Genomic DNA, 25,949 nt, shown 5'->3' with positions numbered 1-25,949 from the left:
TCAGGCGCTTTTCAGCGCGGCTTCATCAATCGGTTTGGCGGCGGGATACCAGCTTTCATGCTGATGGGCTTTCTGCACCAGCAGCGCAGGCAGGGCATATAAGCCTCCGAGCGCGCTATAACGCCGGGCCTGATCCACCACATTGCTGTTGCCCAGGGTATCGAGATAGCGGAAAGCGCCGCCACGGAAAGGCGGGAAGCCGAGACCATAGACCAGCGCCATATCCGCTTCAGCTGGCGAGGCGATAATCTTCTCTTCCAGACAGCGCACTACTTCATTCAGCATTGGCAGCATCATGCGATTCAGGATCTCTTCGTCGCTGAAGACCCGCTTAGGCTGGCAGACCTGCTCCAGCAGCGTATCCACTTCGGTATCAGCCACTTTTGTCAGCTTGCCCTTTTTATCTTCTTCCCAGCGCCAGAAGCCTTTGCCATTTTTCTGGCCAAAACGACCGGCATCAAACAGCAGATCGATCGCATCACGATAGTCATGCTTCATACGATCCGGGAAACCGTCAGCCATGACGCTTTGCGCGTGGTGCGCGGTATCGATGCCGACCACATCCAGCAGCCATGAGGGGCCCATCGGCCAGCCAAACTGTTTTTCCATCACTTTATCAATCTGACGGAAATCGGCGCCGTCGCGCAGCAGCAGGCTGAAAGCGGCGAAGTAGGGGAACAGCACCCGGTTAACAAAGAAGCCCGGACAGTCATTCACTACGATCGGGGTTTTGCCCATTTTGCTGGCCCAGGCCACCACTTTGCTCAGGGTCGCTTCACTGGTTTTCTCGCCACGAACCACCTCTACCAGCGGCATACGCGGTACCGGATTGAAGAAGTGCATGCCGCAGAAGTTTTCCGGACGCTGCAGCGCCTGCGCCAGCTGGCTGATGGGAATGGTCGAGGTATTGGAGGCCAGAATCGCATCTTCACGCAGATGCTGTTCGGTTTCCGCCAGCACTTTTGCCTTGATCAGCGGATTCTCTACCACCGCTTCAACCACCACATCAGCCTGTTCAAAACCGGCGTAATCCAGCGTGGGCTGGATAGTGGCGATCACACTGGCGAGTTTGTTGCCGTCGATTTTGCCGCGTTCCAGCAGCTTATTGAGCAGCTTGCTGGCTTCGTTCATCCCCAGCGTTAACGCCTGTGGATTAATATCTTTCATTCTGACCGGCACGCCTTTCCACGCAGACTGGTAGCTGATGCCGCCACCCATGATGCCTGCGCCCAGTACCGCTGCCTGAGCGGGTGCGCCGCTTTCGCTGCCGCGCTTTTTCGCCAGACCTTTCACGTACTGGTCGTTGAGGAAGATGCCGACCAGCGCGCGTGCTTCATCAGACTGGGCCAGCGGCACAAACGCTGCGGTTTCAAGCTTCAGCGCGTCATCGCGGCCAAGGCTGGCTGCAGCTTCAATGGTTTTTACCGCCATCAGCGGAGCGGGATAATGCTTGCCTGCGGTTTGCAGCACCATGGCTTTCGCGATAGTGAAGCTCATGGCCGCTTCAATCGGGCTGAATTTCAGCGGAGCCAGCTTAGGGGCCCGGCGGGCGCGCCAGCTGCCATCAGTGGCAGCGGCCTTAAGCATAGTGATTCCCGCCTCACGCAGTTTCTCGCGAGACACCACCGCATCGACCAGACCGAGTTTAAGAGCGGCATTGCCATCGACATCTTTTCCCGCCGCAATAATTTCCAGCGCACTGTCGGCGCCCAGCAGGCGCGGCAATCGCACGCTGCCGCCAAATCCCGGCATGATGCCGAGTTTGGTTTCCGGCAGGCCAATACGGGCGTCCGCAGTAGCGATACGCAGATCGGTTGCCAGTACGCATTCACATCCGCCGCCCAGTGCATAGCCGTCAATGGCGGCCAGAGTCGGTACCGGCAAATCTTCCAGACGATTGAAGATGCTGTTGGCGTAACTCAGCCACTGGCTCAGTTTTTCGGTGGGTGCATCAAACAGTGAAAGGAACTCGGTGATATCTGCCCCTACAATAAAGGCAGGTTTAGCGGAGCTCAGCAGCAGGCCGCCCAGTTCTGGCTGCTGCTCCAGCACAGCTATTGCCTCGCCCAGGCTGGCGACAGTTTGCGTATCGAGCTTGTTGACCGAGCCCGTAGCGTCAAAAACCAGCTCGGCGATGCCATCGTCCAGCCAGTGAAGAGTAAGGTTAGCGCCTTGGTAGAGCATGTGCGTCTCCTGAAACCGCGAAAAGTGATCTGGTCATACCAGATGATCGTGAGTGTGGGAGCGATGTTAATTTTTTGCAAACTGGTCTTTGCTTATTTGCTAACAAGATCACAGCTGCGCCGACTTCGGCATCTGCGCAAGGGGTATGCTAAACTGCGGCCATTTCGCGACACTGGAGAGACGTCAATGGATTCACTGAAGACCTTGTATCACGCGCACATCGCCACGTTGCAACAACGGGCGCAGCAGGTGCTGGCACGCAATAAACTGGATGCGATGTTGATCCATTCCGGTGAGTTGTTGACGGTGTTTCTGGATGATCACACTTATCCGTTTAAGGTGAATCCGCAGTTCAAGGCCTGGGTGCCGGTGACGCAGGTGCCCAACTGCTGGCTCTGGATTGATGGGGTGAACAAACCGAAACTCTGGTTCTACTCTCCGGTGGATTACTGGCATAACGTTGAACCGTTGCCGGATAGCTTCTGGACCGGGGATGTCGACGTTATCGGCCTGAAAAATGCGGATGAGATAGCGCAGTTGCTGCCTGCACAGCGTGATAACGTCGCCTATATCGGCCCGGTTAACGCGCGTGCGTCTCAGCTCGGCATCGCCTCTGGCAATATTAATCCCAAAGCGGTAATCGACTTCCTGCACTTCCATCGCAGCATCAAAACTGATTATGAACTCGCCTGTCTGCGCCAGGCGCAGAAGCTGGCGGTTGCCGGTCATCGCGCGGCGAAAGAGGCGTTCTCGGCGGGCTTAAGTGAGTTCGATATCAATCAGGCGTATCTGACCGCTACCGGTCATCGCGACACCGATGTACCTTACGGCAATATCATTGCGCTGAATGAGCACGCTGCGGTGCTGCACTACACCCGGCTGGATCATCAGCCACCGGCGAAACGCCATAGCTTTTTGATTGATGCGGGTGCCGAGTATCTTGGCTATGCCGCTGATTTGACCCGCAGCTATGCGGCGCAGAGCAGTTCGCTCTATGCCAGAATGGTTGAGGCGATGAACACTGAAGAGCTGGCCCTGATAGCCACGCTGAAACCGGGCGTACGCTACACCGATTACCACCTTCAGATGCATCAGCGTATTGCGAAGATGTTGCTGAAGTTTGAGCTGGTTCAGGGAATCAGCGAAGAAGCGCTGGTGGCTGAAGATCTGACCGGTCCGTTTATGCCACATGGCCTGGGGCATCCGCTGGGTCTGCAGGTCCATGACGTTGCCGGTTTTATGCAGGATGAGCAGGGCACCCATCTCGCCGCGCCAGCGCAATATCCTTATCTTCGCTGCACCCGCGTGCTGCAACCGGGCATGGTATTAACCATTGAGCCGGGCTTCTATATTATTGATTCGTTACTGAAGCCGCTGCGTGAAGGTCGTTTCAGTCAGCACTTTAACTGGCAGGTCATTGATGCGCTTCGGCCTTATGGCGGGATTCGTATCGAGGATAACGTGGTGATCCATGCGCATCGCGTTGAGAACATGACCCGCGATCTGCATCTGGCCTGATGGAGGCCTTTGATATTCCCGCTGTGCCAGTAAGCAGCAGTGAGGAGACAATCAAAAAGAGTCGCTTCATTACGCTACTGGCGCACACCGAGGGTGCAGAGGCAGCGCGCGCGTTTGTCCAGCAGGTTAAAAGCGAGCATCCCACTGCCCGGCATCACTGCTGGGCCTGGGTAGCGGGCGCGCCGAATGATTCTCAGCAACTCGGTTTCTCTGATGATGGTGAACCTTCGGGTACGGCAGGGAAACCGATGCTGGCGCAACTGATGGGCGCGGATATTGGCGAGATTACCGCTGTGGTGGTGCGTTACTACGGTGGCATCATGCTGGGAACCGGCGGCTTAGTGAAAGCATATGGTGGTGGCGTCCAGCAGGGGCTTAAGCAGCTGCCACGGCAGCGCAAAGTGCCGATGAAGCTGTTCACTTTGCAATGTGACTATGCACAGCTCAGTGATATTGAACGGCTGGTACAGCGTTTTGAAGGTAAGGTGACCGACAGCCAGTTTCAGGATCGTATTGCGTTGACGCTGGCTGTACCTTACGGACAGATCGACGGGTTCAAAAAAAATCTGTCAGACTTTAGTCGGGGCGCGTTATCGCTGATCCCGCTCACACCATGATGTTCATCTCTTTTATTTAAAGGAACGGCTGAATGCACTTTCGCGCCATTACCCGCATAGTCGGTCTGCTGGTGATCCTCTTTTCAGTGACGATGATTTTGCCCGGCCTGGTCGCCTTAATTTATCGCGATGGCGCAGGGCGGGCGTTTAGCCAGACTTTTATGATGGCGCTGGTGATCGGCTCGCTGCTGTGGTGGCCGAATCGCAAAAAGAAAACCGAACTCAAACCGCGGGAAGGGTTTCTGATTGTGGTCCTGTTCTGGACGGTGCTGGGCAGCGTAGGGGCGATGCCCTTTATCTTTGCCGAACAGCCGCATCTTTCGGTGACGGATGCGTTCTTTGAATCTTTCTCTGGCCTGACAACCACCGGTGCCACCACGCTGGTGGGGCTGGACTCGTTGCCTAAGGCGATTCTCTTCTATCGGCAGATGCTGCAGTGGCTGGGCGGTATGGGGATCATCGTATTAGCCGTGGCGATACTGCCGATTCTGGGCGTCGGGGGCATGCAGCTCTATCGCGCTGAAATGCCGGGGCCGCTGAAAGATAATAAAATGCGACCGCGTATCGCCGAGACGGCTAAAACACTCTGGCTGATCTACGTCCTGCTGACGATAGCCTGTGCGCTGGCATTGTGGCTGGCGGGAATGCCAGCGTTTGATGCCATTGGCCACAGTTTCTCGACTATCGCCATTGGCGGCTTCTCAACCCATGATGCCAGTATCGGCTATTTTAACAGTGGCACTATCAATACCATCGTGGCGGTGTTTCTGCTGATCTCCGGCTGCAACTACGGCCTGCACTTTGCCATGTTAAGCGGACGCAATCTGCGTGTGTACTGGCGCGACCCTGAGTTCCGCATGTTTATTGGCGTTCAGCTGACGCTGGTGTTGATCTGTACCCTGGTGCTCTGGTTCCATAATGTCTATGAAAGTGGCTGGCAGACGCTGAACCAGGCCTTTTTCCAGGTGGTCTCCATGGCGACGACGGCGGGATTCACGACCGACAGCATCGCACGCTGGCCATTGTTCCTGCCGGTACTGCTGTTGTGCTCCGCCTTTATCGGCGGCTGTGCCGGTTCAACCGGCGGTGGTCTGAAGGTGATTCGCATACTGCTGTTATGCAAGCAGGGTAACCGTGAGCTTAAGCGTCTGGTTCACCCCAATGCGGTCTACACCATTAAGCTGGGCAACCGGGCGCTGCCGGAACGTATCCTTGAAGCCGTATGGGGATTCTTCTCGGCTTATGCGCTGGTGTTCCTGATCAGCATGCTGGCGATCATCGCCACCGGCGTTGACGACTTCTCGGCTTTTGCTGCCGTTGCCGCGACGCTCAATAACCTCGGCCCTGGCTTAGGGGTCGTAGCTGATAACTTCACTTCAATGAATGACGTGGCGAAATGGATTCTTATTTCCACCATGTTATTCGGGCGTCTCGAGGTATTCACCTTGCTGGTGCTGTTTACGCCTACTTTCTGGCGTGAATAATTAATAAGGATGCTGACATGAAAGCGCTGATTCTCTATTCCACTCGCGACGGACAAACCAAGAAGATTGCCTCTTCTATTGCTGATGTGATCCGTCAGCAGCAGCAGTGTGATGTACTGAACATTCAGGATGCCACTCTGCCTGACTGGGCACAGTATGATCGTGTGTTAATTGGCGCATCTATCCGCTATGGCCATTTTCAGCCGGTCGTCGATAAGTTCGTTAAACAACACCTTCATGAGTTGCAGCAGCGAACCAGCGGTTTCTTTTCGGTGAACCTGACGGCGCGCAAACCTGAGAAGCGCTCTCCTGAAACCAATGCCTATACGCAGAAGTTCCTGGCACACTCGCCGTGGCAGCCTGATTGCTGTGCCGTGTTCGCAGGCGCGCTCTATTATCCGCGCTATCGCTGGTTCGATCGCGTCATGATCCAGTTGATTATGCGCATGACCGGTGGTGAGACAGATTCGACGAAAGAAGTGGAGTACACGGACTGGCAGCAGGTAAGCACTTTTGCCAATGATTTTGCACAGTTACCAGGCAAATCGTAGCGAAATAGCGCGATTTGATGAAAATTACTGCGAACGATAATCTTTTCGTAATAAACACTTGTCAGCCCGCGCGAACTCCCCTATAATGCGCCTCCATCGACACGGAACACCGGCAACGGGAATCGGGTTGAGAGGCACAGGAGACTGCGCCGCCGGAGAAAAACTTCTGAGAAAGAGGTTGACTCTGCAGGAGGAAAGCGTAATATACGCCACCTCGCGACAGGACGCTAACGCACTGTTCGCACTGCTCTTTAACAATTTATCAGACAATCTGTGTGGGCACTCGCAGGATTGATATCAGCGTCTCCGGACGTAAAAAAATATCAAGCCTCACGAGTGAACACATAATGAAATTCATTATGACGTTTTACAGATGAGCACCGCTTAACTTGTTTAAGCAAATCAAACTTAAATTGAAGAGTTTGATCATGGCTCAGATTGAACGCTGGCGGCAGGCCTAACACATGCAAGTCGGACGGTAGCACAGAGAGCTTGCTCTCGGGTGACGAGTGGCGGACGGGTGAGTAATGTCTGGGGATCTGCCCGATAGAGGGGGATAACCACTGGAAACGGTGGCTAATACCGCATAACGTCGCAAGACCAAAGAGGGGGACCTTCGGGCCTCTCACTATCGGATGAACCCAGATGGGATTAGCTAGTAGGCGGGGTAATGGCCCACCTAGGCGACGATCCCTAGCTGGTCTGAGAGGATGACCAGCCACACTGGAACTGAGACACGGTCCAGACTCCTACGGGAGGCAGCAGTGGGGAATATTGCACAATGGGCGCAAGCCTGATGCAGCCATGCCGCGTGTATGAAGAAGGCCTTCGGGTTGTAAAGTACTTTCAGCGGGGAGGAAGGCGATGCGGTTAATAACCGCGTCGATTGACGTTACCCGCAGAAGAAGCACCGGCTAACTCCGTGCCAGCAGCCGCGGTAATACGGAGGGTGCAAGCGTTAATCGGAATTACTGGGCGTAAAGCGCACGCAGGCGGTCTGTTAAGTCAGATGTGAAATCCCCGGGCTTAACCTGGGAACTGCATTTGAAACTGGCAGGCTTGAGTCTTGTAGAGGGGGGTAGAATTCCAGGTGTAGCGGTGAAATGCGTAGAGATCTGGAGGAATACCGGTGGCGAAGGCGGCCCCCTGGACAAAGACTGACGCTCAGGTGCGAAAGCGTGGGGAGCAAACAGGATTAGATACCCTGGTAGTCCACGCCGTAAACGATGTCGACTTGGAGGTTGTTCCCTTGAGGAGTGGCTTCCGGAGCTAACGCGTTAAGTCGACCGCCTGGGGAGTACGGCCGCAAGGTTAAAACTCAAATGAATTGACGGGGGCCCGCACAAGCGGTGGAGCATGTGGTTTAATTCGATGCAACGCGAAGAACCTTACCTACTCTTGACATCCACGGAATTTGGCAGAGATGCCTTAGTGCCTTCGGGAACCGTGAGACAGGTGCTGCATGGCTGTCGTCAGCTCGTGTTGTGAAATGTTGGGTTAAGTCCCGCAACGAGCGCAACCCTTATCCTTTGTTGCCAGCGATTCGGTCGGGAACTCAAAGGAGACTGCCGGTGATAAACCGGAGGAAGGTGGGGATGACGTCAAGTCATCATGGCCCTTACGAGTAGGGCTACACACGTGCTACAATGGCGCATACAAAGAGAAGCGACCTCGCGAGAGCAAGCGGACCTCACAAAGTGCGTCGTAGTCCGGATCGGAGTCTGCAACTCGACTCCGTGAAGTCGGAATCGCTAGTAATCGTGGATCAGAATGCCACGGTGAATACGTTCCCGGGCCTTGTACACACCGCCCGTCACACCATGGGAGTGGGTTGCAAAAGAAGTAGGTAGCTTAACCTTCGGGAGGGCGCTTACCACTTTGTGATTCATGACTGGGGTGAAGTCGTAACAAGGTAACCGTAGGGGAACCTGCGGTTGGATCACCTCCTTACCTGAAGATACCTTCCCGCGCAGTGTCCACACAGATTGTCTGATAAAAAAGTAACGAGCAGAAAAAACCTCTACAGGCTTGTAGCTCAGGTGGTTAGAGCGCACCCCTGATAAGGGTGAGGTCGGTGGTTCAAGTCCACTCAGGCCTACCAAATTTCTTCTCATGCTGCGTTATGCGCGCGGTCGTTTACCTGAGTAAACGTCCCTTCCGCATGCCTTGCCTGAAAAGAAATTACATCCTTCTCCTGAAGAATGTAACTCGGTTGAGTGGTAGTAGTGGTCTCTGCAGTAACTGTATGGGGCTATAGCTCAGCTGGGAGAGCGCCTGCCTTGCACGCAGGAGGTCAGCGGTTCGATCCCGCTTAGCTCCACCATACCGTTTATCTGTTTTTTTCTGAAATACCTCAGAGCATACCGGCGACGGTGTGCTGCGACGTATTATGCTCTTTAACAATCCGGAACAAGCTGAAAATTGAAACGACGCAGCGCGCCATTCCTCCGTAATAAGGAATGGCAACGCGATGCGTTCGAGTCTCTCAAATGCTTGCAATTCGCAGCGTTGTAAAACGCCTGTGGGTTGTGAGGTTAAGCGACTAAGCGTACACGGTGGATGCCCAGGCAGTCAGAGGCGATGAAGGACGTGCTAATCTGCGTAAAGCGACGGTAAGGTGATATGAACCGCTACAGCCGTCGATGTCCGAATGGGGAAACCCGGTGCACTCTGTGCATCATTGCAGCATGAATACATAGTGCTGCAAGGCGAACCGGGGGAACTGAAACATCTAAGTACCCCGAGGAAAAGAAATCAACCGAGATTCCCCCAGTAGCGGCGAGCGAACGGGGAGCAGCCCAGAGCCTGAATCAGCTTGTGTGTTAGTGGAAGCGTCTGGAAAGTCGCAGGGTACAGGGTGATACTCCCGTACACAAAAACACACATGCTGTGAGCTCGATGAGTAAGGCGGGACACGTGGTATCCTGTCTGAATATGGGGGGACCATCCTCCAAGGCTAAATACTCCTGACTGACCGATAGTGAACCAGTACCGTGAGGGAAAGGCGAAAAGAACCCCGGCGAGGGGAGTGAAACAGAACCTGAAACCGTGTACGTACAAGCAGTGGGAGCCTTCTTTATGGGGGTGACTGCGTACCTTTTGTATAATGGGTCAGCGACTTATATTCTGTAGCAAGGTTAACCGTATAGGGGAGCCGCAGGGAAACCGAGTCTTAACTGGGCGTTAAGTTGCAGGGTATAGACCCGAAACCCGGTGATCTAGCCATGGGCAGGTTGAAGGTTGGGTAACACTAACTGGAGGACCGAACCGACTAATGTTGAAAAATTAGCGGATGACCTGTGGCTGGGGGTGAAAGGCCAATCAAACCGGGAGATAGCTGGTTCTCCCCGAAAGCTATTTAGGTAGCGCCTCGTGAACTCATCTTCGGGGGTAGAGCACTGTTTCGGCTAGGGGGCCATCCCGGCTTACCAACCCGATGCAAACTGCGAATACCGAAGAATGTTATCACGGGAGACACACGGCGGGTGCTAACGTCCGTCGTGAAGAGGGAAACAACCCAGACCGCCAGCTAAGGTCCCAAAGTCATGGTTAAGTGGGAAACGATGTGGGAAGGCACAGACAGCCAGGATGTTGGCTTAGAAGCAGCCATCATTTAAAGAAAGCGTAATAGCTCACTGGTCGAGTCGGCCTGCGCGGAAGATGTAACGGGGCTAAACCATGCACCGAAGCTGCGGCAGCGACACTATGTGTTGTTGGGTAGGGGAGCGTTCTGTAAGCCGTCGAAGGTGTGCTGTGAGGCATGCTGGAGGTATCAGAAGTGCGAATGCTGACATAAGTAACGATAAAGCGGGTGAAAAGCCCGCTCGCCGGAAGACCAAGGGTTCCTGTTCAACGTTAATCGGAGCAGGGTGAGTCGACCCCTAAGGCGAGGCCGAAAGGCGTAGTCGATGGGAAACAGGTTAATATTCCTGTACTCGGTGTTACTGCGAAGGGGGGACGGAGAAGGCTATATCAGCCGGGCGACGGTTGTCCCGGTTTAAGCGTGTAGGCGGAGGGTCCAGGTAAATCCGGTCCCTTATTAACGCTGAGGCGTGACGACGAGGCACTACGGTGCTGAAGTGATAAATGCCCAGCTTCCAGGAAAAGCCTCTAAGCATCAGGTAACACAGAATCGTACCCCAAACCGACACAGGTGGTCAGGTAGAGAATACCAAGGCGCTTGAGAGAACTCGGGTGAAGGAACTAGGCAAAATGGTGCCGTAACTTCGGGAGAAGGCACGCTGGCGCGTAGGTGGAGGGACTTGCTCCCCGAGCCGAAGCCAGTCGAAGATACCAGCTGGCTGCAACTGTTTATTAAAAACACAGCACTGTGCAAACACGAAAGTGGACGTATACGGTGTGACGCCTGCCCGGTGCCGGAAGGTTAATTGATGGGGTTATCCGCAAGGAGAAGCTCTTGATCGAAGCCCCGGTAAACGGCGGCCGTAACTATAACGGTCCTAAGGTAGCGAAATTCCTTGTCGGGTAAGTTCCGACCTGCACGAATGGCGTAATGATGGCCAGGCTGTCTCCACCCGAGACTCAGTGAAATTGAACTCGCTGTGAAGATGCAGTGTACCCGCGGCAAGACGGAAAGACCCCGTGAACCTTTACTACAGCTTGACACTGAACATTGAGCCTTGATGTGTAGGATAGGTGGGAGGCTTTGAAGCGCGGACGCCAGTCTGCGTGGAGCCAACCTTGAAATACCACCCTTTAATGTTTGATGTTCTAACGTAGGCCCGTGATCCGGGCTGCGGACAGTGTCTGGTGGGTAGTTTGACTGGGGCGGTCTCCTCCTAAAGAGTAACGGAGGAGCACGAAGGTCAGCTAATCACGGTCGGACATCGTGAGGTTAGTGCAATGGCATAAGCTGGCTTGACTGCGAGAGTGACGGCTCGAGCAGGTGCGAAAGCAGGTCATAGTGATCCGGTGGTTCTGAATGGAAGGGCCATCGCTCAACGGATAAAAGGTACTCCGGGGATAACAGGCTGATACCGCCCAAGAGTTCATATCGACGGCGGTGTTTGGCACCTCGATGTCGGCTCATCACATCCTGGGGCTGAAGTAGGTCCCAAGGGTACGGCTGTTCGCCGTTTAAAGTGGTACGCGAGCTGGGTTTAGAACGTCGTGAGACAGTTCGGTCCCTATCTGCCGTGGGCGCTGGAGAATTGAGGGGGGTTGCTCCTAGTACGAGAGGACCGGAGTGAACGCACCACTGGTGTTCGGGTTGTCATGCCAATGGCATTGCCCGGTAGCTAAGTGCGGAAAAGATAAGTGCTGAAAGCATCTAAGCACGAAACTTGCCCCGAGATGAGTTCTCCCTGACTCCTTGAGAGTCCTGAAGGGACGTTGAAGACTACGACGTTGATAGGCCGGGTGTGTAAGCGCAGCGATGCGTTGAGCTAACCGGTACTAATGACCCGTGAGGCTTAACCTTACAACGCCAGAGGCGTTTTTGAGAGACACAATTTTCAGCCTGTACCGGATAAAAATTAGCGGAAACGAAAGATTTTGCGGCATGACAAGGCGCAGAGCGAGGACGTCAGCGGGAGCATACTGAAGTATGTGACCGGTGTGGCTGAGCGATGGCAACGCGGTCATGGCGTAAAAGATTCGTTTCGTGCACCAAGATTTGCCTGGCGGCTTTAGCGCGGTGGTCCCACCTGACCCCATGCCGAACTCAGAAGTGAAACGCCGTAGCGCCGATGGTAGTGTGGGGTCTCCCCATGCGAGAGTAGGGAACTGCCAGGCATTAAACAAGTGAAGAAGCCCCGCACGGAAGTGCGGGGCTTTTTTACGTCTGCAGATCGTGAAAAACCTCATCATAACCCCCGAAAACAGCCTGAGAACCCCTCTCTGATACGGTAAACTACGGCCAGATAACTCAGTAAAGGCCGTCAAATGTCCAGCCAGCATCCCTCCTTAAAAGCCGACAATACGCTTGGGCTTGAAGTACATACACAGAAACGCATCGTCGCCGAGACGCCAGCCGCCATTCTGGCAGCATGGCAGGCCAGCCAGAGTGATCAAACGCCTTTCCTTGTGCTCGGTGAAGGCAGCAATGTCCTCTTCCTGGAAGATTTTGCCGGTACAGTGGTGCTGAACCGCATCAAAGGCATCAAAATTCAGGATGAATATGAGTGCTGGAAATTGCACGTTGGGGCAGGTGAGAACTGGCATCAGCTGGTTAAAAGCACGCTGGAAAAAGGGATCACAGGCCTGGAAAATCTGGCGTTGATCCCTGGTATGACCGGTTCGGCACCGATTCAGAACATAGGTGCTTATGGCGTGGAATTAAAAGACGTCTGCGAATACGTGGATGTACTTAATCTGCACAGTGGTCAGACAGAACGTCTCGATCGTGAAGCCTGTGAGTTTGGCTATCGTGACAGCATTTTTAAACATCACTACCAGTCAGGCTATGTCATCGTCGCAGTCGGGATAATATTGCCTAAGCAATGGCAACCGGTATTAACCTACGGCGATCTGAAAACGCTCAATCCGGTGACGGCCAATGCCTGGGATGTCTATCACGCGGTATGCCAGATGCGGCAGAGCAAATTACCCGATCCGAAAGTCACCGGTAATGTAGGCAGCTTTTTTAAAAATCCTGTCGTCACCGAGGCGCAGTGCAGCTCACTACTGACGCATTTTCCGGCTATGCCACACTATCTGATGCCAAATGGTGAAATCAAACTGGCAGCAGGATGGCTTATCGAGCAGTGCCAGCTAAAGGGGTATCGCATCGGGGGCGCGGCAGTTCACCAGCAACAGGCACTGGTGCTGATCAACGCTGAAAATGCCACACCCGGCGATATCGTTGCGCTGGCAAAAACCGTACGCGCTCAGGTTGGTGAAAAATTTGATGTCTGGCTTGAGCCCGAAGTGCGCTTTATTCAGGCGCAGGGTGAGTGTAATGCCGTCGGGGTGATCGCATGAAAGACCATAATGTTCCGCTAAAGCTGGTTGATATCTTATCGGATGGTGAGTTTCATTCCGGTGAGCAACTGGGTGAAACGCTGGGCATGAGTCGCGCAGCCATAAATAAGCATATCCAGACGTTAAAAAGCTGGGGTCTTGACGTCTATACCGTGACAGGTAAAGGTTACAGTCTCTCTGCCCCGATACAGCTGCTGGATGAGCAGGCGATACTCTCACAGGTTACGCAGGGTAACGTCTCGGTAATCCCGGTGATTGATTCCACAAATCAGTACCTGCTGGAACGTATGCATGAAATGGAGTCGGGTGCTGCCTGCATTGCGGAATATCAGCAGGCAGGTCGCGGCCGTCGTGGGCGTCAGTGGTTTTCGCCCTTTGGCGCTAACCTCTATATGTCTATGTACTGGCGTCTGGAGCAGGGGCCGGCAGCGGCGATGGGCCTGAGCCTGGTAATTGGCATTATCATGGCTGAGACATTACGTTCATTAGGGGCCGACGATGTCCGCGTAAAATGGCCCAATGATATTTACCTTAACGATCGTAAACTGGCGGGTATTCTGGTCGAACTGACAGGTAAAACCGGCGATGCTGCGCAGATCGTGATTGGTGCAGGGATTAACCTGGCGATGCGAACAGCCGATGCATCACAGATTAATCAGGGCTGGATTAACCTGCAGGAGGCCGGGGTAACGGTAAACCGCAATGAGCTTGCGGCACGTCTGATCAACAGTCTGCGCGAAGCTCTGCCGCTCTTTGAGCAGGAGGGATTAACCCCGTTTGTCGCACGCTGGGCTGCGCTGGATAACTTTATTAACCGGCCGGTTAAGCTGCTTATCGGTGAACGTGAGGTCCATGGTATTGCGCGAGGCGTAGACAGCCAGGGTGGCCTGTTACTGGAACAGGATGGCGAAATAAAAGCCTGGGTGGGTGGAGAAATATCACTGCGTCCTGTCTGAGTAAAAAAAGCCTGCAGCAGCGCAGGCTTTTTTATGACAGCAGTTATTTACGCAAGCGAACCTTATCGACTGCATGATCGCCACTTTTGGTCATAATCAGGCTGGCTCGTTCGCGCGTCGGCAGGATATTTTCCTGCAGGTTAAGCCAGTTAATCTCTTTCCACAAATTACCAGCAATTTCAACCGCTTCTGCTTCTGAAAGCTGGGCGTAATGATGGAAATAGGAGTCCGGATTGGTAAATGCGCCCTGGCGGAATTTCAGGAATCGATTGATATACCAGCTTTGCAGGAGATCTTCCTCTGCATCAACATAGATAGAAAAATCGACGAAGTCTGAAACAAAGACATGATGGGGATCGTGGGGATAGTCCATTCCACTCTGTAATACATTCAGACCTTCCAGAATCAGAATATCAGGCTGCTGTATCACTTTATCGCCATCAGGGATGACATCATAAATCAGATGTGAATAGACCGGAGCAGTCACCTGACTGGCTCCCGACTTCAAATCGGAGACGAAATTGACCAACCGGTGCATATCGTAGGATTGCGGGAATCCTTTTTTCTTCATTAACCCACGCTCTTTCAGCACGGCATTAGGATGAAGGAAGCCATCAGTAGTGATCAATTCGACTTTGCGATGTTCAGGCCAGCGGCTGAGCAAAGCCTGCAAGACACGCGCAGTCGTGCTTTTACCGACCGCTACGCTACCCGCAATACTGATGATATAGGGGATTTTCTGGCCATTGGTGCCCAGAAATTGCTCCAGTACAGCCTGCCGGCGTACGTTAGAACTTATATAAAAATTAAGCAGACGCGAAAGTGGCAGATAAATTTCCGCTACTTCCTCCAGCGAGAGATCCTCGTTGATGCCCTCCAGCTGCGCGATCTCTTCCTCTGACAGCGTCATAGGAACGGAATCACGTAATGCAGCCCATTGCTCACGAGTGAACTCTAAATAAGGCGTTGTCAGGGGGGTCGTTTTATCCATAAGCATGCATCTGACCGCAAATTCATGGCTATCAACCGCGTGTTATCCGATAAGCAGGACAGCACAGGTGAAGTGAATCACGAATCGCTGGTTTATCAGTGAGAACAATGGGCTGGAGGGTATCACCAGTATGGCTTTTAACAGAAGTAAAAAGATAAACGTGATCTCGCTTTCGTCGGCATACCCACAAAACATCATGGTGGCTTTAATTTTTACTGCTTTATCGTTGTTTATGATATTGCAGGTCATCACAGCGCATGTGCGGCTTTTATCTGCTTTTTACATCTGACAACGTCTGAATGACAAAACGCCGCTATAAGGGCATAGAGAGAGGCTGATGCGGTACAGATTCAATATGTCCCATAAGAACTTCAGCAAACGAACAACGGCGTAGAGTCATTTTGAAAGGCTGCACGCCTGGTCATCGTCGTACCGACATAAGGGACACGCATGTCAAAACAGGCCTGCTTTCTACAGAAAAGTGCCTGCACATGAAAAAAAAGCGCAGGCGAGGTCAAAAAAGCATCGTTCGGTACAGGCGTGTGAAATAAAAATACTGCCTGCAGATCATTTACCTGCTGAAAAGCGACCCAGGGAGAGGCGTGAGGCATTAGCGCGGGCTGACTGATCCTATGAAAACAGGACCAGATTGCACAAATATTCTGCACAAAAACACTAAAATGCGATGATTTGCACAAATAGTAAGCGATAGAAAAAAATAAGCGATTTTTTAGTTGCATCCAGAGCCCGACCTTCCTAGAATGCGCTCCACTTGATGCCGGCTTAGCTCAGTTGGTAGAGCAACTGACTTGTAATCAGTAGGTCACCAGTTCGATTCCGGTAGCCGGCACCATCAAGTAGGTGGGATTCCCGAGCGGCCAAAGGGAGCAGACTGTAAATCTGCCGTCACAGACTTCGAAGGTTCGAATCCTTCTCCCACCACCATCTCAACCTCGCGGTTGGGTACGCAGATAAACAACCTGTTTATCTGTCAGGTGAGTCACTTATCACCCTGAATTCAGACTGAGCGTTAGCGAAGTCAAAGTCGGTCAGCTTCGCTGACAGGCAGTAGATAATAGAGAAACATCTCTGTTATCTGCAAGCTACAGAAAGAACAGGTAGCCGAGTTCCAGGATGCGGGCATCGTATAATGGCTATTACCTCAGCCTTCCAAGCTGATGATGCGGGTTCGATTCCCGCTGCCCGCTCCAGATGTGCTGATATGGCTCAGTTGGTAGAGCGCACCCTTGGTAAGGGTGAGGTCCCCAGTTCGACTCTGGGTATCAGCACCACTTCCTTTAATCTCCCTCCTGATTTTCTCTGTAACTTCCTTGCAGTCAGGCATTGCCTGGTTAATGTGATGATATCATTGATATATCCGTGTCTTAGAGGGACTAGCGATGGCTAAAGAGCAATTTCAACGTAACAAACTGCACGTAAACGTGGGCACCATCGGTCACGTTGACCACGGTAAAACCACCCTGACTGCAGCTATCACTACCGTACTGGCTAAAACCAACGGCGGCCAGGCTCGTGCATTCGATCAGATCGACAGCACGCCTGAAGAAAAAGCCCGCGGTATCACCATCAACACCGCACACGTTGAGTATGAGACTGCTGCACGTCACTACGCTCACGTTGACTGCCCAGGCCACGCCGACTATGTGAAAAACATGATCACCGGTGCTGCGCAGATGGACGGCGCGATCCTGGTTGTTGCTGCGACTGATGGCCCAATGCCACAGACCCGTGAGCACATCCTGCTGGGTCGTCAGGTTGGCGTTCCTTACATCATCGTGTTCCTGAACAAGTGTGACATGGTTGATGATGAAGAGCTGCTGGAACTGGTAGAGATGGAAGTACGTGACCTGCTGTCACAGTACGACTTCCCAGGCGATGACACCCCAATCGTTCGTGGTTCTGCTCTGAAAGCGCTGGAAGGCGTTCCTGAGTGGGAAGCAAAAATCGTTGAGCTGGCTGAACACCTGGACAACTACATCCCGGATCCAGTCCGTGCGATCGACATGCCGTTCCTGCTGCCAATCGAAGACGTATTCTCAATCTCTGGCCGTGGTACCGTTGTAACCGGTCGTGTTGAGCGCGGCATCGTTAAAGTCGGCGACGAAGTTGAAATCGTGGGTATCAAAGATACTGCGAAATCAACCTGTACCGGTGTTGAGATGTTCCGTAAGCTGCTGGACCAGGGTCAGGCAGGCGAAAACTGTGGTGTTCTGCTGCGCGGTATCAAGCGTGAAGACATCCAGCGTGGCCAGGTTCTGGCTAAGCCAGGCTCAATCAAGCCGCACACCCAGTTCGAGTCAGAAGTTTACGTTCTGTCTAAAGACGAAGGTGGCCGCCATACTCCGTTCTTCAAAGGCTATCGTCCACAGTTCTACTTCCGTACAACTGACGTAACCGGTTCAGTAGAGCTGCCAGAAGGCGTTGAGATGGTCATGCCAGGCGACAACATCAAAATGGTTGTTACCCTGATCCACCCAATCGCAATGGACGAAGGTCTGCGCTTCGCAATCCGCGAAGGCGGCCGTACCGTTGGCGCGGGTGTTGTTGCTAAAGTTATCGCATAATTACCGATAACGTTTGACGCAATGCACACGGAAAGGGCATCATTTGATGCCCTTTTTGCACGCTGTTTCATAGAACCTGGCTCATCAGTGATTTTTTGAATCATAATCATTGCTGAGACAGGCTCTGTTATGCGGCGTTGGATACCGAGTTACGCCCCAAAAGCTCATTCGGTTTGGACGCCTCGCACTGCGGGGCAGAATAGTTTCTGAATTATTGTGGCAGGTTGGTTTATGAGTGCGAATACCGAAGCTCAAGGGAGCGGGCGTGGCCTGGAAGCGGTAAAGTGGGTAGTAGTCGTGTTACTGCTGCTTGCAGCGATTGTAGGTAACTACCTCTATCGTGATGTGTCACTGCCACTGCGTGCTTTAGCCGTAGTTGTACTGATTGCAGCGGCTGGCGGCATTGCGCTTTTAACGACCAAAGGCAAAGCGACCGTGGCTTTTGCTCGTGAAGCAAGAACAGAAATGCGTAAGGTTATCTGGCCAACCCGCCAGGAAACGCTGCACACCACGTTAATCGTTGCCGCGGTTACTGCCGTGATGTCACTGATTTTGTGGGGGCTGGATGGTATTCTGGTCCGTCTGGTATCGTTTATCACTGGCCTGAGGTTCTGAGATGTCTGAAGCTCCAAAGAAACGCTGGTACGTCGTACAGGCGTTTTCCGGTTTTGAAGGCCGCGTAGCACAATCGCTGCGCGAGCATATCAAATTGCACAACATGGAAGAGCTGTTTGGCGACGTCATGGTTCCGACTGAAGAAGTCGTTGAAATTCGTGGTGGCCAGCGTCGTAAGAGCGAGCGCAAGTTTTTCCCGGGATACGTACTGGTTCAGATGGTGATGAATGACGCCAGCTGGCACCTGGTACGCAGCGTCCCACGCGTGATGGGTTTCATCGGCGGTACATCTGACCGTCCGGCACCTATCAGCGATAAAGAAGTTGATGCGATCATGAACCGTCTGCAGCAGGTCGGCGACAAGCCTCGTCCGAAAACGCTGTTTGAGCCAGGTGAAATGGTTCGCGTTAATGACGGTCCTTTTGCTGACTTTAACGGTGTGGTTGAAGATGTGGATTACGAGAAGAGCCGCCTGACGGTATCCGTTTCCATCTTTGGACGTGCGACGCCGGTTGAGCTCGACTTCGGTCAGGTGGAGAAAGGTTAACCTCTTTCCGCTCACAAATTAGCTGTTGCAGCAGGCGCGAAATTTAACTACAATTTCGCGCCTTTTGTTTTTATGCGCTGGCAACAGCGTGTAAATCGTTATCACGGGGAGCCTTTACAGGCGCTATAACCCAATTGAGGAAATATCATGGCTAAGAAAGTCCAAGCCTACGTCAAGCTGCAGGTTGCAGCTGGTATGGCGAACCCAAGTCCACCGGTTGGTCCAGCTCTGGGTCAGCAGGGTGTTAACATCATGGAATTCTGCAAAGCGTTCAACGCTAAGACCGAATCTCTGGAAAAAGGTCTGCCGACTCCTGTTGTTATCACCGTATACAGCGACCGTTCTTTTACCTTCATTACCAAAACGCCTCCGGCTGCCGTACTGCTGAAAAAAGCAGCGGGCATCAAGTCTGGTTCTGGTAAGCCGAACAAAGATAAAGTCGGTAAAGTGACTCGTGCTCAGGTACGTGAAATCGCAGAAACCAAAGCTGCGGACATGACTGGTTCTGACGTTGAAGCGATGACTCGCTCAATCGAAGGTACTGCTCGTTCCATGGGCCTGGTAGTAGAGGACTAAGAAATGGCTAAGCTGACCAAGCGCATGACCGTAATTCGCGACAAAGTTGACGCGACCAAGCAGTATGATATTGCTGAAGCTGTTGCTCTGCTGAAAGAACTGGCTACTGCCAAGTTCGTTGAAAGCGTTGACGTTGCTGTCAACCTCGGCATTGATGCACGTAAATCTGATCAGAACGTTCGCGGCGCGACCGTTCTGCCACACGGTACTGGTCGTTCAGTACGTGTTGCTGTCTTCGCCCAGGGCGCCAACGCTGAAGCTGCTAAAGCAGCAGGCGCTGAGCTGGTAGGCATGGAAGACCTGGCTGATCAGATCAAGAAAGGCGAAATGAATTTTGACGTTGTTATTGCTTCTCCGGATGCAATGCGCGTTGTTGGCCAGCTGGGCCAGATTCTGGGTCCACGTGGCCTGATGCCAAACCCGAAAGTCGGTACTGTAACGCCTAACGTTGCTGAAGCGGTTAAGAACGCTAAAGCGGGTCAGGTTCGTTATCGTAACGACAAAAACGGCATCATCCACACTACCATCGGTAAAGTGGACTTTGACGCTGACAAACTGAAAGAAAACCTGGAATCTCTGCTGGTTGCGCTGAAAAAAGCAAAACCATCTCAGGCGAAAGGCGTGTACATCAAGAAAGTTAGCCTTTCAACCACCATGGGCGCCGGCGTTGCCGTTGACCAGGCTGGTCTGAACGCAACAGCAAACTAATTGCTGCTTGAAACGGGCGAAAAATTCACCTAGAATCTTACGCCCGTTGTTCTGTTATTAACGGAACAGGACACCAGAGAGCCAGAACTGATTGTTGCGTGTATCGCCTTTCCCTCTGACTCTGCTGCGTCGCACAGAATTTAGGTTGGAGCCAGGCCTTATCCTGGCCTCCGTCCAAGACCGCAGGAGCGGCTTATCTCCGGATATTCCGCTTAATACCCTGCGTAGACGGTGACAGAACCAAAAGAATTTTTTCTTAGCTGGATTCTGCTCACCGTGTTCGAGCGCTTATTTCCCTTTGGGGTGAGTAAGTGAAGTGAGTTCCGGGGAAATCCTTTCCCGGTCAAATCCAGGAGCAAAAGCTAATGGCATTAAATCTTCAAGACAAACAAGCGATTGTTGCTGAAGTCAGCGAAGTAGCCAAAGGTGCGCTTTCAGCGGTTGTTGCGGATTCCCGTGGCGTTACCGTTGATAAAATGACCGAACTGCGTAAAGCAGGCCGTGAAGCTGGCGTTTACATGCGTGTTGTTCGTAACACCCTGCTGCGCCGCGTCGTTGAAGGAACTCAGTTTGAGTGCCTGAAAGACACGTTTGTTGGTCCGACCCTGATTGCATATTCTATGGAACACCCGGGCGCTGCTGCTCGTCTGTTCAAAGATTTCGCGAAAGCGAATGCAAAATTTGAGGTCAAAGCTGCAGCCTTTGAAGGTGAGCTGATCACGGCGGCCAATATTGACCGTCTGGCAACGCTGCCGACCTACGAAGAAGCACTGGCACGTCTGATGTCGACCATGAAAGAAGCCGCTGCCGGCAAACTGGTCCGCACTCTGGCTGCTGTACGCGATGCAAAAGAAGCGGCTTAAGGCCATCTTCTTTTCTTCGTACTTGCTTACGTATAAACTTTTTCTGATTCTTAGGAACAATTGTCATGTCTATTACTAAAGACCAAATTCTGGAAGCTGTTGCAGCGATGTCCGTAATGGAAGTAGTTGAGCTGGTTTCTGCTATGGAAGAAAAATTCGGCGTTTCTGCTGCTGCTGCTGTAGCTGTTGCTGCGGGCCCGGCTGAAGCTGTTGAAGAAAAAACTGAATTCGACGTAGTCCTGAAAGCTGTTGGCCCGAACAAGGTTGCAGTAATCAAAGCCGTACGTACTGCAACTGGTCTGGGCCTGAAAGAAGCCAAAGATCTGGTTGAAGCAACTGGCGTAATCAAAGAAGCGATCAGCAAAGATGACGCAGCTGCACTTGAAGCTGCTCTGAAAGAAGCTGGCGCTGAAGTTGAAGTTAAGTAAGACAGCCTTCGGGTTGCAGTCTGAGTAGTTTCAGGCTGATGGCTGGTGACTTTTTGGTCACCAGCCTTTTTGCGCTACAGGGTCTCAATGGGGTTTCACACTGTTTGTCCATTGTTACTCTTCAATATCTTTCTCTATCGACGACTTAATATACCGCTCTACCTGTGCGGGTTCCCTGCCCTCGCAACAGCGATGAAATGATTTAAGCGTGATAGAAAGAGGTATTGCACTGCTGCTGCGCAGCCAGTGAATCAAACAAAATCGTGTTGCATGAACTGTCCTGTCAGGACGGACAGCGTGGGTCGACTTGTCAGCTAGCTGAGGAACCCTATGGTTTACTCCTATACCGAGAAAAAACGTATTCGTAAGGATTTTGGTAAACGTCCGCAAGTACTGGACATACCTTATCTCCTTTCCATCCAGCTCGACTCGTTCCAGAAGTTTATCGAGCAAGATCCAGAAGGTCAGTACGGACTGGAAGCTGCATTCCGCTCTGTATTCCCTATTGCGAGCTACAGCGGCAACTCTGAGTTGCAGTATGTCAGCTATCGCCTGGGTGAACCTGTCTTTGACGTGAAAGAGTGTCAGATCCGTGGCGTGACCTATTCGGCACCGCTGCGCGTGAAACTGCGTCTGGTGGTCTATGAGCGCGAAGCGCCAGAAGGCACCGTAAAAGACATTAAAGAACAAGAAGTCTACATGGGCGAAATTCCGCTCATGACCGACAATGGTACCTTTGTTATCAATGGTACCGAGCGCGTTATCGTTTCTCAGCTGCACCGTAGTCCTGGCGTGTTCTTTGATAGCGATAAGGGTAAAACCCACTCATCGGGTAAAGTGCTCTACAACGCACGTATCATCCCTTACCGCGGTTCATGGCTCGACTTTGAGTTTGACCCGAAAGATAACCTGTTTGTCCGTATTGACCGTCGTCGTAAGCTGCCGGCCACTATCATCCTGCGTGCGTTGCAGTTCACTACACCTCAGATTCTCGATATCTTCTTCGAGAAAGTGGTGTTTGAAATTCGCGACAACAAGCTGCAGATGGAGCTGGTGCCTGAGCGCCTGCGCGGTGAAACTGCGACCTTCGATATCGAAGCGAACGGCACCGTCTACGTCGAAAAAGCACGCCGTATTACTGCGCGCCATATCCGTCAGCTGGAAAAAGATGGCATTCAGCACATCGAAGTTCCGGTTGAATATATCGCGGGCAAAGTGGTCGCTAAAGACTACATCGATGAGAGCACCGGTGAGCTGATCATTGCAGCGAACATGGAACTGTCACTGGATCTGCTGGCCAAACTGAGCCAGTCCGGTCACAAGCGCATCGAAACGCTGTTCACCAACGATCTGGACCACGGTCCATATATGTCCGAGACCCTGCGTGTCGACCCAACCAGCGATCGTCTGAGCGCACTGGTTGAGATCTACCGCATGATGCGTCCTGGTGAGCCACCAACACGCGAAGCAGCAGAGAACCTGTTTGAGAACCTGTTCTTCTCTGAAGATCGTTACGATCTTTCTGCTGTGGGTCGTATGAAGTTCAACCGTTCATTGCTGCGTGATGAAATCGAAGGTTCAGGCATCCTGAGCAAAGATGACATCATCGAAGTGATGAAGAAGCTGATCGACATCCGTAACGGTAAAGGCGAAGTGGACGATATCGACCACCTCGGTAACCGTCGTATTCGTTCAGTCGGTGAAATGGCTGAGAACCAGTTCCGTGTCGGTCTGGTACGTGTTGAGCGTGCGGTGAAAGAGCGCCTGTCACTGGGCGACCTTGATACCCTGATGCCACAGGACATGATCAACGCGAAGCCAATTTCGGCCGCGGTGAAAGAGTTCTTTGGTTCCAGCCAGCTTTCTCAGTTTATGGATCAGAACAACCCGCTGTCAGAGATTACGCACAAACGTCGTATCTCTGCTCTCGGCCCGGGTGGTTTGACGCGTGAGCGTGCCGGCTTCGAAGTGCGTGACGTACACCCAACGCACTACGGTCGTGTCTGCCCAATCGAAACCCCTGAAGGCCCGAACATCGGTCTGATCAACTCCTTATCTGTGTATGCACAGACCAACGAGTACGGTTTCCTTGAGACGCCTTACCGCCGTGTTATCGACGGTCTGGTTTCTGACGAGATTCACTACCTCTCTGCTATCGAAGAGGGTAACTACGTTATCGCTCAGGCGAACGCCCCTCTTGATGATAACGGCGCGTTTGTTGATGACCTGGTCACCTGCCGTAGCAAAGGCGAATCAAGTCTGTTCAGCCGCGATCAGGTTGACTACATGGACGTTTCGACTCAACAGATCGTTTCTGTCGGTGCGTCACTGATCCCGTTCCTGGAACACGATGATGCTAACCGCGCCCTGATGGGTGCGAACATGCAACGTCAGGCCGTTCCGACTCTGCGTGCTGATAAGCCGCTGGTTGGTACGGGTATGGAACGTGCTGTTGCCGTTGACTCCGGTGTAACTGCCGTTGCCAAACGTGGCGGTACCGTACAGTACGTCGACGCATCACGTATCGTTATCAAAGTTAACGAAGACGAAATGCATGCTGGCGAAGCCGGTATCGACATCTATAACCTGACCAAATATACCCGTTCTAACCAGAACACCTGCATCAACCAGATGCCATGTGTTTCTCTGGGTGAGCCGGTTGAGCGCGGCGACGTGCTGGCAGATGGCCCGTCCACCGATCTGGGTGAACTGGCACTGGGCCAGAACATGCGCGTAGCGTTCATGCCGTGGAACGGTTACAACTTCGAAGACTCCATCCTGGTCTCCGAGCGTGTGGTTCAGGAAGATCGCTTTACGACTATCCACATTCAGGAACTGGCTTGCGTGTCGCGTGACACCAAACTGGGGCCGGAAGAGATTACCGCTGATATCCCGAACGTGGGTGAAGCTGCACTCTCTAAACTGGATGAGTCAGGCATCGTCTACATCGGTGCTGAAGTAACCGGTGGCGACATTCTGGTTGGTAAGGTTACGCCGAAAGGTGAAACCCAGCTGACGCCAGAAGAGAAACTGCTGCGCGCTATCTTCGGTGAAAAAGCCTCTGACGTGAAAGATTCGTCACTGCGCGTACCGAATGGCGTGTCAGGCACCGTGATCGACGTTCAGGTCTTTACCCGCGATGGCGTGGAAAAAGACAAACGTGCGCTGGAAATTGAAGAGATGCAGCTGAAGCAGGCCAAGAAAGACCTGTCTGAAGAACTGCAGATTCTGGAAGCGGGTCTGTTCAGCCGTATCCAGAACGTATTGATTTCTGGTGGCGTTGAAGCAGACAAACTGGACAAGCTGCCGCGCGAGCGCTGGCTGGAACTGGGTCTGACTGACGAAGCCAAGCAAAACCAGCTGGAGCAGCTGGCAGAGCAGTACGACGAGCTGAAGCACGAGTTTGAGAAAAAACTCGAAGGTAAGCGTCGTAAAATCACCCAGGGCGATGATCTGGCACCAGGCGTGCTGAAAATCGTCAAGGTTTATCTGGCTGTTAAGCGTCAGATTCAGCCGGGTGACAAAATGGCAGGCCGTCACGGTAACAAAGGTGTTATCTCTAAGATCAACCCGATCGAAGATATGCCTTACGATGAAAACGGCACGCCGGTTGACATCGTTCTGAACCCGCTGGGCGTACCATCGCGTATGAACATCGGCCAGATTCTGGAAACCCACCTGGGTATGGCAGCGAAAGGCATCGGCGAGAAGATCAACGCCATGCTCAAAAAGCAGGAAGACGTCGCGAAACTGCGCGAATTCATCCAGCGCGCCTATGACCTGGGTAGCGATCTGCGTCAGAAAGTTGACCTGAACACCTTCTCCGACGACGAAGTATTGCGTCTGGCTGAGAACCTGAAGAAAGGTATGCCAATCGCCACTCCGGTGTTTGATGGCGCGAAAGAGAGCGAAATCAAAGAGCTGCTGCAGCTCGGCGGCTTGCCTTCTTCCGGTCAGATTACCCTGTTTGACGGCCGTACCGGTGAGCAGTTCGAACGTCAGGTAACCGTTGGCTACATGTACATGCTGAAACTCAACCACCTGGTTGATGACAAGATGCATGCACGTTCAACCGGTTCCTACAGCCTGGTTACTCAGCAGCCGCTGGGTGGTAAGGCACAGTTCGGTGGTCAGCGCTTTGGTGAGATGGAAGTATGGGCACTGGAAGCATATGGTGCCGCGTATACCCTGCAGGAAATGCTTACCGTTAAGTCTGATGACGTCAACGGCCGTACCAAGATGTATAAAAACATCGTTGACGGTAACCATCAGATGGAACCGGGCATGCCGGAATCCTTCAACGTACTGTTGAAAGAGATTCGCTCGCTGGGTATCAACATCGAGCTGGAAGACGAGTAACCCCCTTTTCAGGCTGCGGTTCGCC

At 52.7% G+C, this 25,949-nt stretch carries 16 protein-coding genes, 6 tRNA genes and 3 rRNA genes; 23 read left to right on the top strand and 2 right to left on the bottom strand.

The window, feature by feature from the left end:
- Positions 1-2,184 (bottom strand): fatty acid oxidation complex subunit alpha FadB, encoded by a 2,184-nt coding sequence (gene fadB, locus ACX8ZY_RS18790; protein WP_459260531.1) that lies wholly within the window; start codon positions 2,182-2,184, stop codon positions 1-3.
- A gap of 186 nt (positions 2,185-2,370) precedes the next feature.
- On the opposite strand from fadB, the gene pepQ reads away from it, so the two are divergent.
- The 11 genes from pepQ (at position 2,371) to birA (ending at position 14,252) form a co-directional block, all read left to right on the top strand.
- Entirely contained in the window at positions 2,371-3,702 is a 1,332-nt protein-coding gene (pepQ, locus tag ACX8ZY_RS18785; RefSeq protein WP_122889811.1) for a Xaa-Pro dipeptidase, read from the top strand.
- Complete coding sequence (locus ACX8ZY_RS18780) at positions 3,702-4,319, top strand: IMPACT family protein (protein WP_010257205.1); 618 nt, start codon at positions 3,702-3,704, stop codon at positions 4,317-4,319. The genes pepQ and ACX8ZY_RS18780 overlap by 1 nt, the downstream gene beginning before the upstream one ends.
- A 32-nt stretch (positions 4,320-4,351) precedes the next feature.
- Positions 4,352-5,803 (top strand): Trk system potassium transporter TrkH, encoded by a 1,452-nt coding sequence (trkH, locus tag ACX8ZY_RS18775; RefSeq protein WP_010257200.1) that lies wholly within the window; start codon positions 4,352-4,354, stop codon positions 5,801-5,803.
- Positions 5,804-5,820: 17 nt separating this feature from the next.
- Positions 5,821-6,354, top strand: a complete 534-nt coding sequence (gene hemG, locus ACX8ZY_RS18770; protein ID WP_033773286.1) for a menaquinone-dependent protoporphyrinogen IX dehydrogenase — start codon at positions 5,821-5,823, stop codon at positions 6,352-6,354.
- A gap of 410 nt (positions 6,355-6,764) precedes the next feature.
- Positions 6,765-8,304: ribosomal RNA gene (locus ACX8ZY_RS18765) — 16S ribosomal RNA — on the top strand.
- 74 nt (positions 8,305-8,378) lie between these two features.
- Positions 8,379-8,455: transfer RNA gene (locus tag ACX8ZY_RS18760), tRNA-Ile, on the top strand.
- A 146-nt stretch (positions 8,456-8,601) separates the two neighbouring features.
- A tRNA-Ala gene (locus tag ACX8ZY_RS18755) sits at positions 8,602-8,677 on the top strand.
- Between the two features lie 209 nt (positions 8,678-8,886).
- Positions 8,887-11,794, top strand: a 23S ribosomal RNA gene (locus ACX8ZY_RS18750).
- Positions 11,795-11,992: 198 nt separating this feature from the next.
- A 5S ribosomal RNA gene (gene rrf / locus ACX8ZY_RS18745) occupies positions 11,993-12,108 on the top strand.
- The 16S, 23S and 5S rRNA genes sit together here with 2 tRNA genes alongside, the layout of an rRNA operon.
- 150 nt (positions 12,109-12,258) lie before the next feature.
- Positions 12,259-13,296 (top strand): UDP-N-acetylmuramate dehydrogenase, encoded by a 1,038-nt coding sequence (murB, locus tag ACX8ZY_RS18740; protein ID WP_158149661.1) that lies wholly within the window; start codon positions 12,259-12,261, stop codon positions 13,294-13,296.
- A complete protein-coding gene (birA, locus tag ACX8ZY_RS18735) occupies positions 13,293-14,252 on the top strand; it encodes a bifunctional biotin--[acetyl-CoA-carboxylase] ligase/biotin operon repressor BirA (protein ID WP_010261004.1) in 960 nt (319 codons plus the stop codon). Before murB ends, birA begins: the two co-directional genes overlap by 4 nt.
- Before the next feature lie 43 nt (positions 14,253-14,295).
- Here birA and coaA read toward each other — a convergent pair whose 3' ends face one another.
- Positions 14,296-15,243: a type I pantothenate kinase gene (gene coaA / locus ACX8ZY_RS18730; RefSeq protein WP_010672227.1), complete on the bottom strand. Its 948-nt coding sequence runs from the start codon at positions 15,241-15,243 to the stop codon at positions 14,296-14,298.
- A 777-nt stretch (positions 15,244-16,020) separates the two neighbouring features.
- Here coaA and ACX8ZY_RS18725 point away from each other — a divergent pair.
- The 12 genes from ACX8ZY_RS18725 (at position 16,021) to rpoB (ending at position 25,924) form a co-directional block, all read left to right on the top strand.
- Positions 16,021-16,096, top strand: a tRNA-Thr gene (locus tag ACX8ZY_RS18725).
- A 7-nt stretch (positions 16,097-16,103) separates the two neighbouring features.
- A tRNA-Tyr gene (locus ACX8ZY_RS18720) sits at positions 16,104-16,188 on the top strand.
- A gap of 191 nt (positions 16,189-16,379) precedes the next feature.
- Positions 16,380-16,454: transfer RNA gene (locus ACX8ZY_RS18715), tRNA-Gly, on the top strand.
- Between the two features lie 5 nt (positions 16,455-16,459).
- Positions 16,460-16,535: transfer RNA gene (locus ACX8ZY_RS18710), tRNA-Thr, on the top strand.
- A 108-nt stretch (positions 16,536-16,643) separates the two neighbouring features.
- Positions 16,644-17,828: an elongation factor Tu gene (tuf, locus tag ACX8ZY_RS18705; protein ID WP_010261012.1), complete on the top strand. Its 1,185-nt coding sequence runs from the start codon at positions 16,644-16,646 to the stop codon at positions 17,826-17,828.
- 231 nt (positions 17,829-18,059) lie between these two features.
- Positions 18,060-18,443 (top strand): preprotein translocase subunit SecE, encoded by a 384-nt coding sequence (gene secE, locus ACX8ZY_RS18700; protein ID WP_008927141.1) that lies wholly within the window; start codon positions 18,060-18,062, stop codon positions 18,441-18,443.
- A 1-nt stretch (position 18,444) separates the two neighbouring features.
- The gene (nusG, locus tag ACX8ZY_RS18695) at positions 18,445-18,990 is read left to right on the top strand and encodes a transcription termination/antitermination protein NusG (protein WP_003848088.1); all 546 of its coding nucleotides are present in this window, start codon (positions 18,445-18,447) and stop codon (positions 18,988-18,990) included.
- A gap of 147 nt (positions 18,991-19,137) precedes the next feature.
- A complete protein-coding gene (gene rplK, locus ACX8ZY_RS18690; protein WP_006121495.1) occupies positions 19,138-19,566 on the top strand; it encodes a 50S ribosomal protein L11 in 429 nt (142 codons plus the stop codon).
- Positions 19,567-19,569: 3 nt separating this feature from the next.
- Complete coding sequence (rplA, locus tag ACX8ZY_RS18685; protein WP_010261038.1) at positions 19,570-20,274, top strand: 50S ribosomal protein L1; 705 nt, start codon at positions 19,570-19,572, stop codon at positions 20,272-20,274.
- Positions 20,275-20,639: 365 nt separating this feature from the next.
- Positions 20,640-21,137: a 50S ribosomal protein L10 gene (gene rplJ / locus ACX8ZY_RS18680; RefSeq protein ID WP_003848098.1), complete on the top strand. Its 498-nt coding sequence runs from the start codon at positions 20,640-20,642 to the stop codon at positions 21,135-21,137.
- 65 nt (positions 21,138-21,202) lie between these two features.
- Positions 21,203-21,565 (top strand): 50S ribosomal protein L7/L12, encoded by a 363-nt coding sequence (gene rplL / locus ACX8ZY_RS18675; RefSeq protein WP_008927142.1) that lies wholly within the window; start codon positions 21,203-21,205, stop codon positions 21,563-21,565.
- Positions 21,566-21,895: 330 nt separating this feature from the next.
- Positions 21,896-25,924 (top strand): DNA-directed RNA polymerase subunit beta, encoded by a 4,029-nt coding sequence (gene rpoB / locus ACX8ZY_RS18670; RefSeq protein ID WP_010261046.1) that lies wholly within the window; start codon positions 21,896-21,898, stop codon positions 25,922-25,924.
- Positions 25,925-25,949: the final 25 nt, after the last annotated feature.

The sequence above is a fragment of the Pantoea sp. XAF26B01_ASV70 genome (assembly GCF_054512635.1).
The sequence above is the reverse complement of the archived record's forward strand: the minus strand, read 5'-3'. Positions and strand labels throughout refer to the sequence as shown.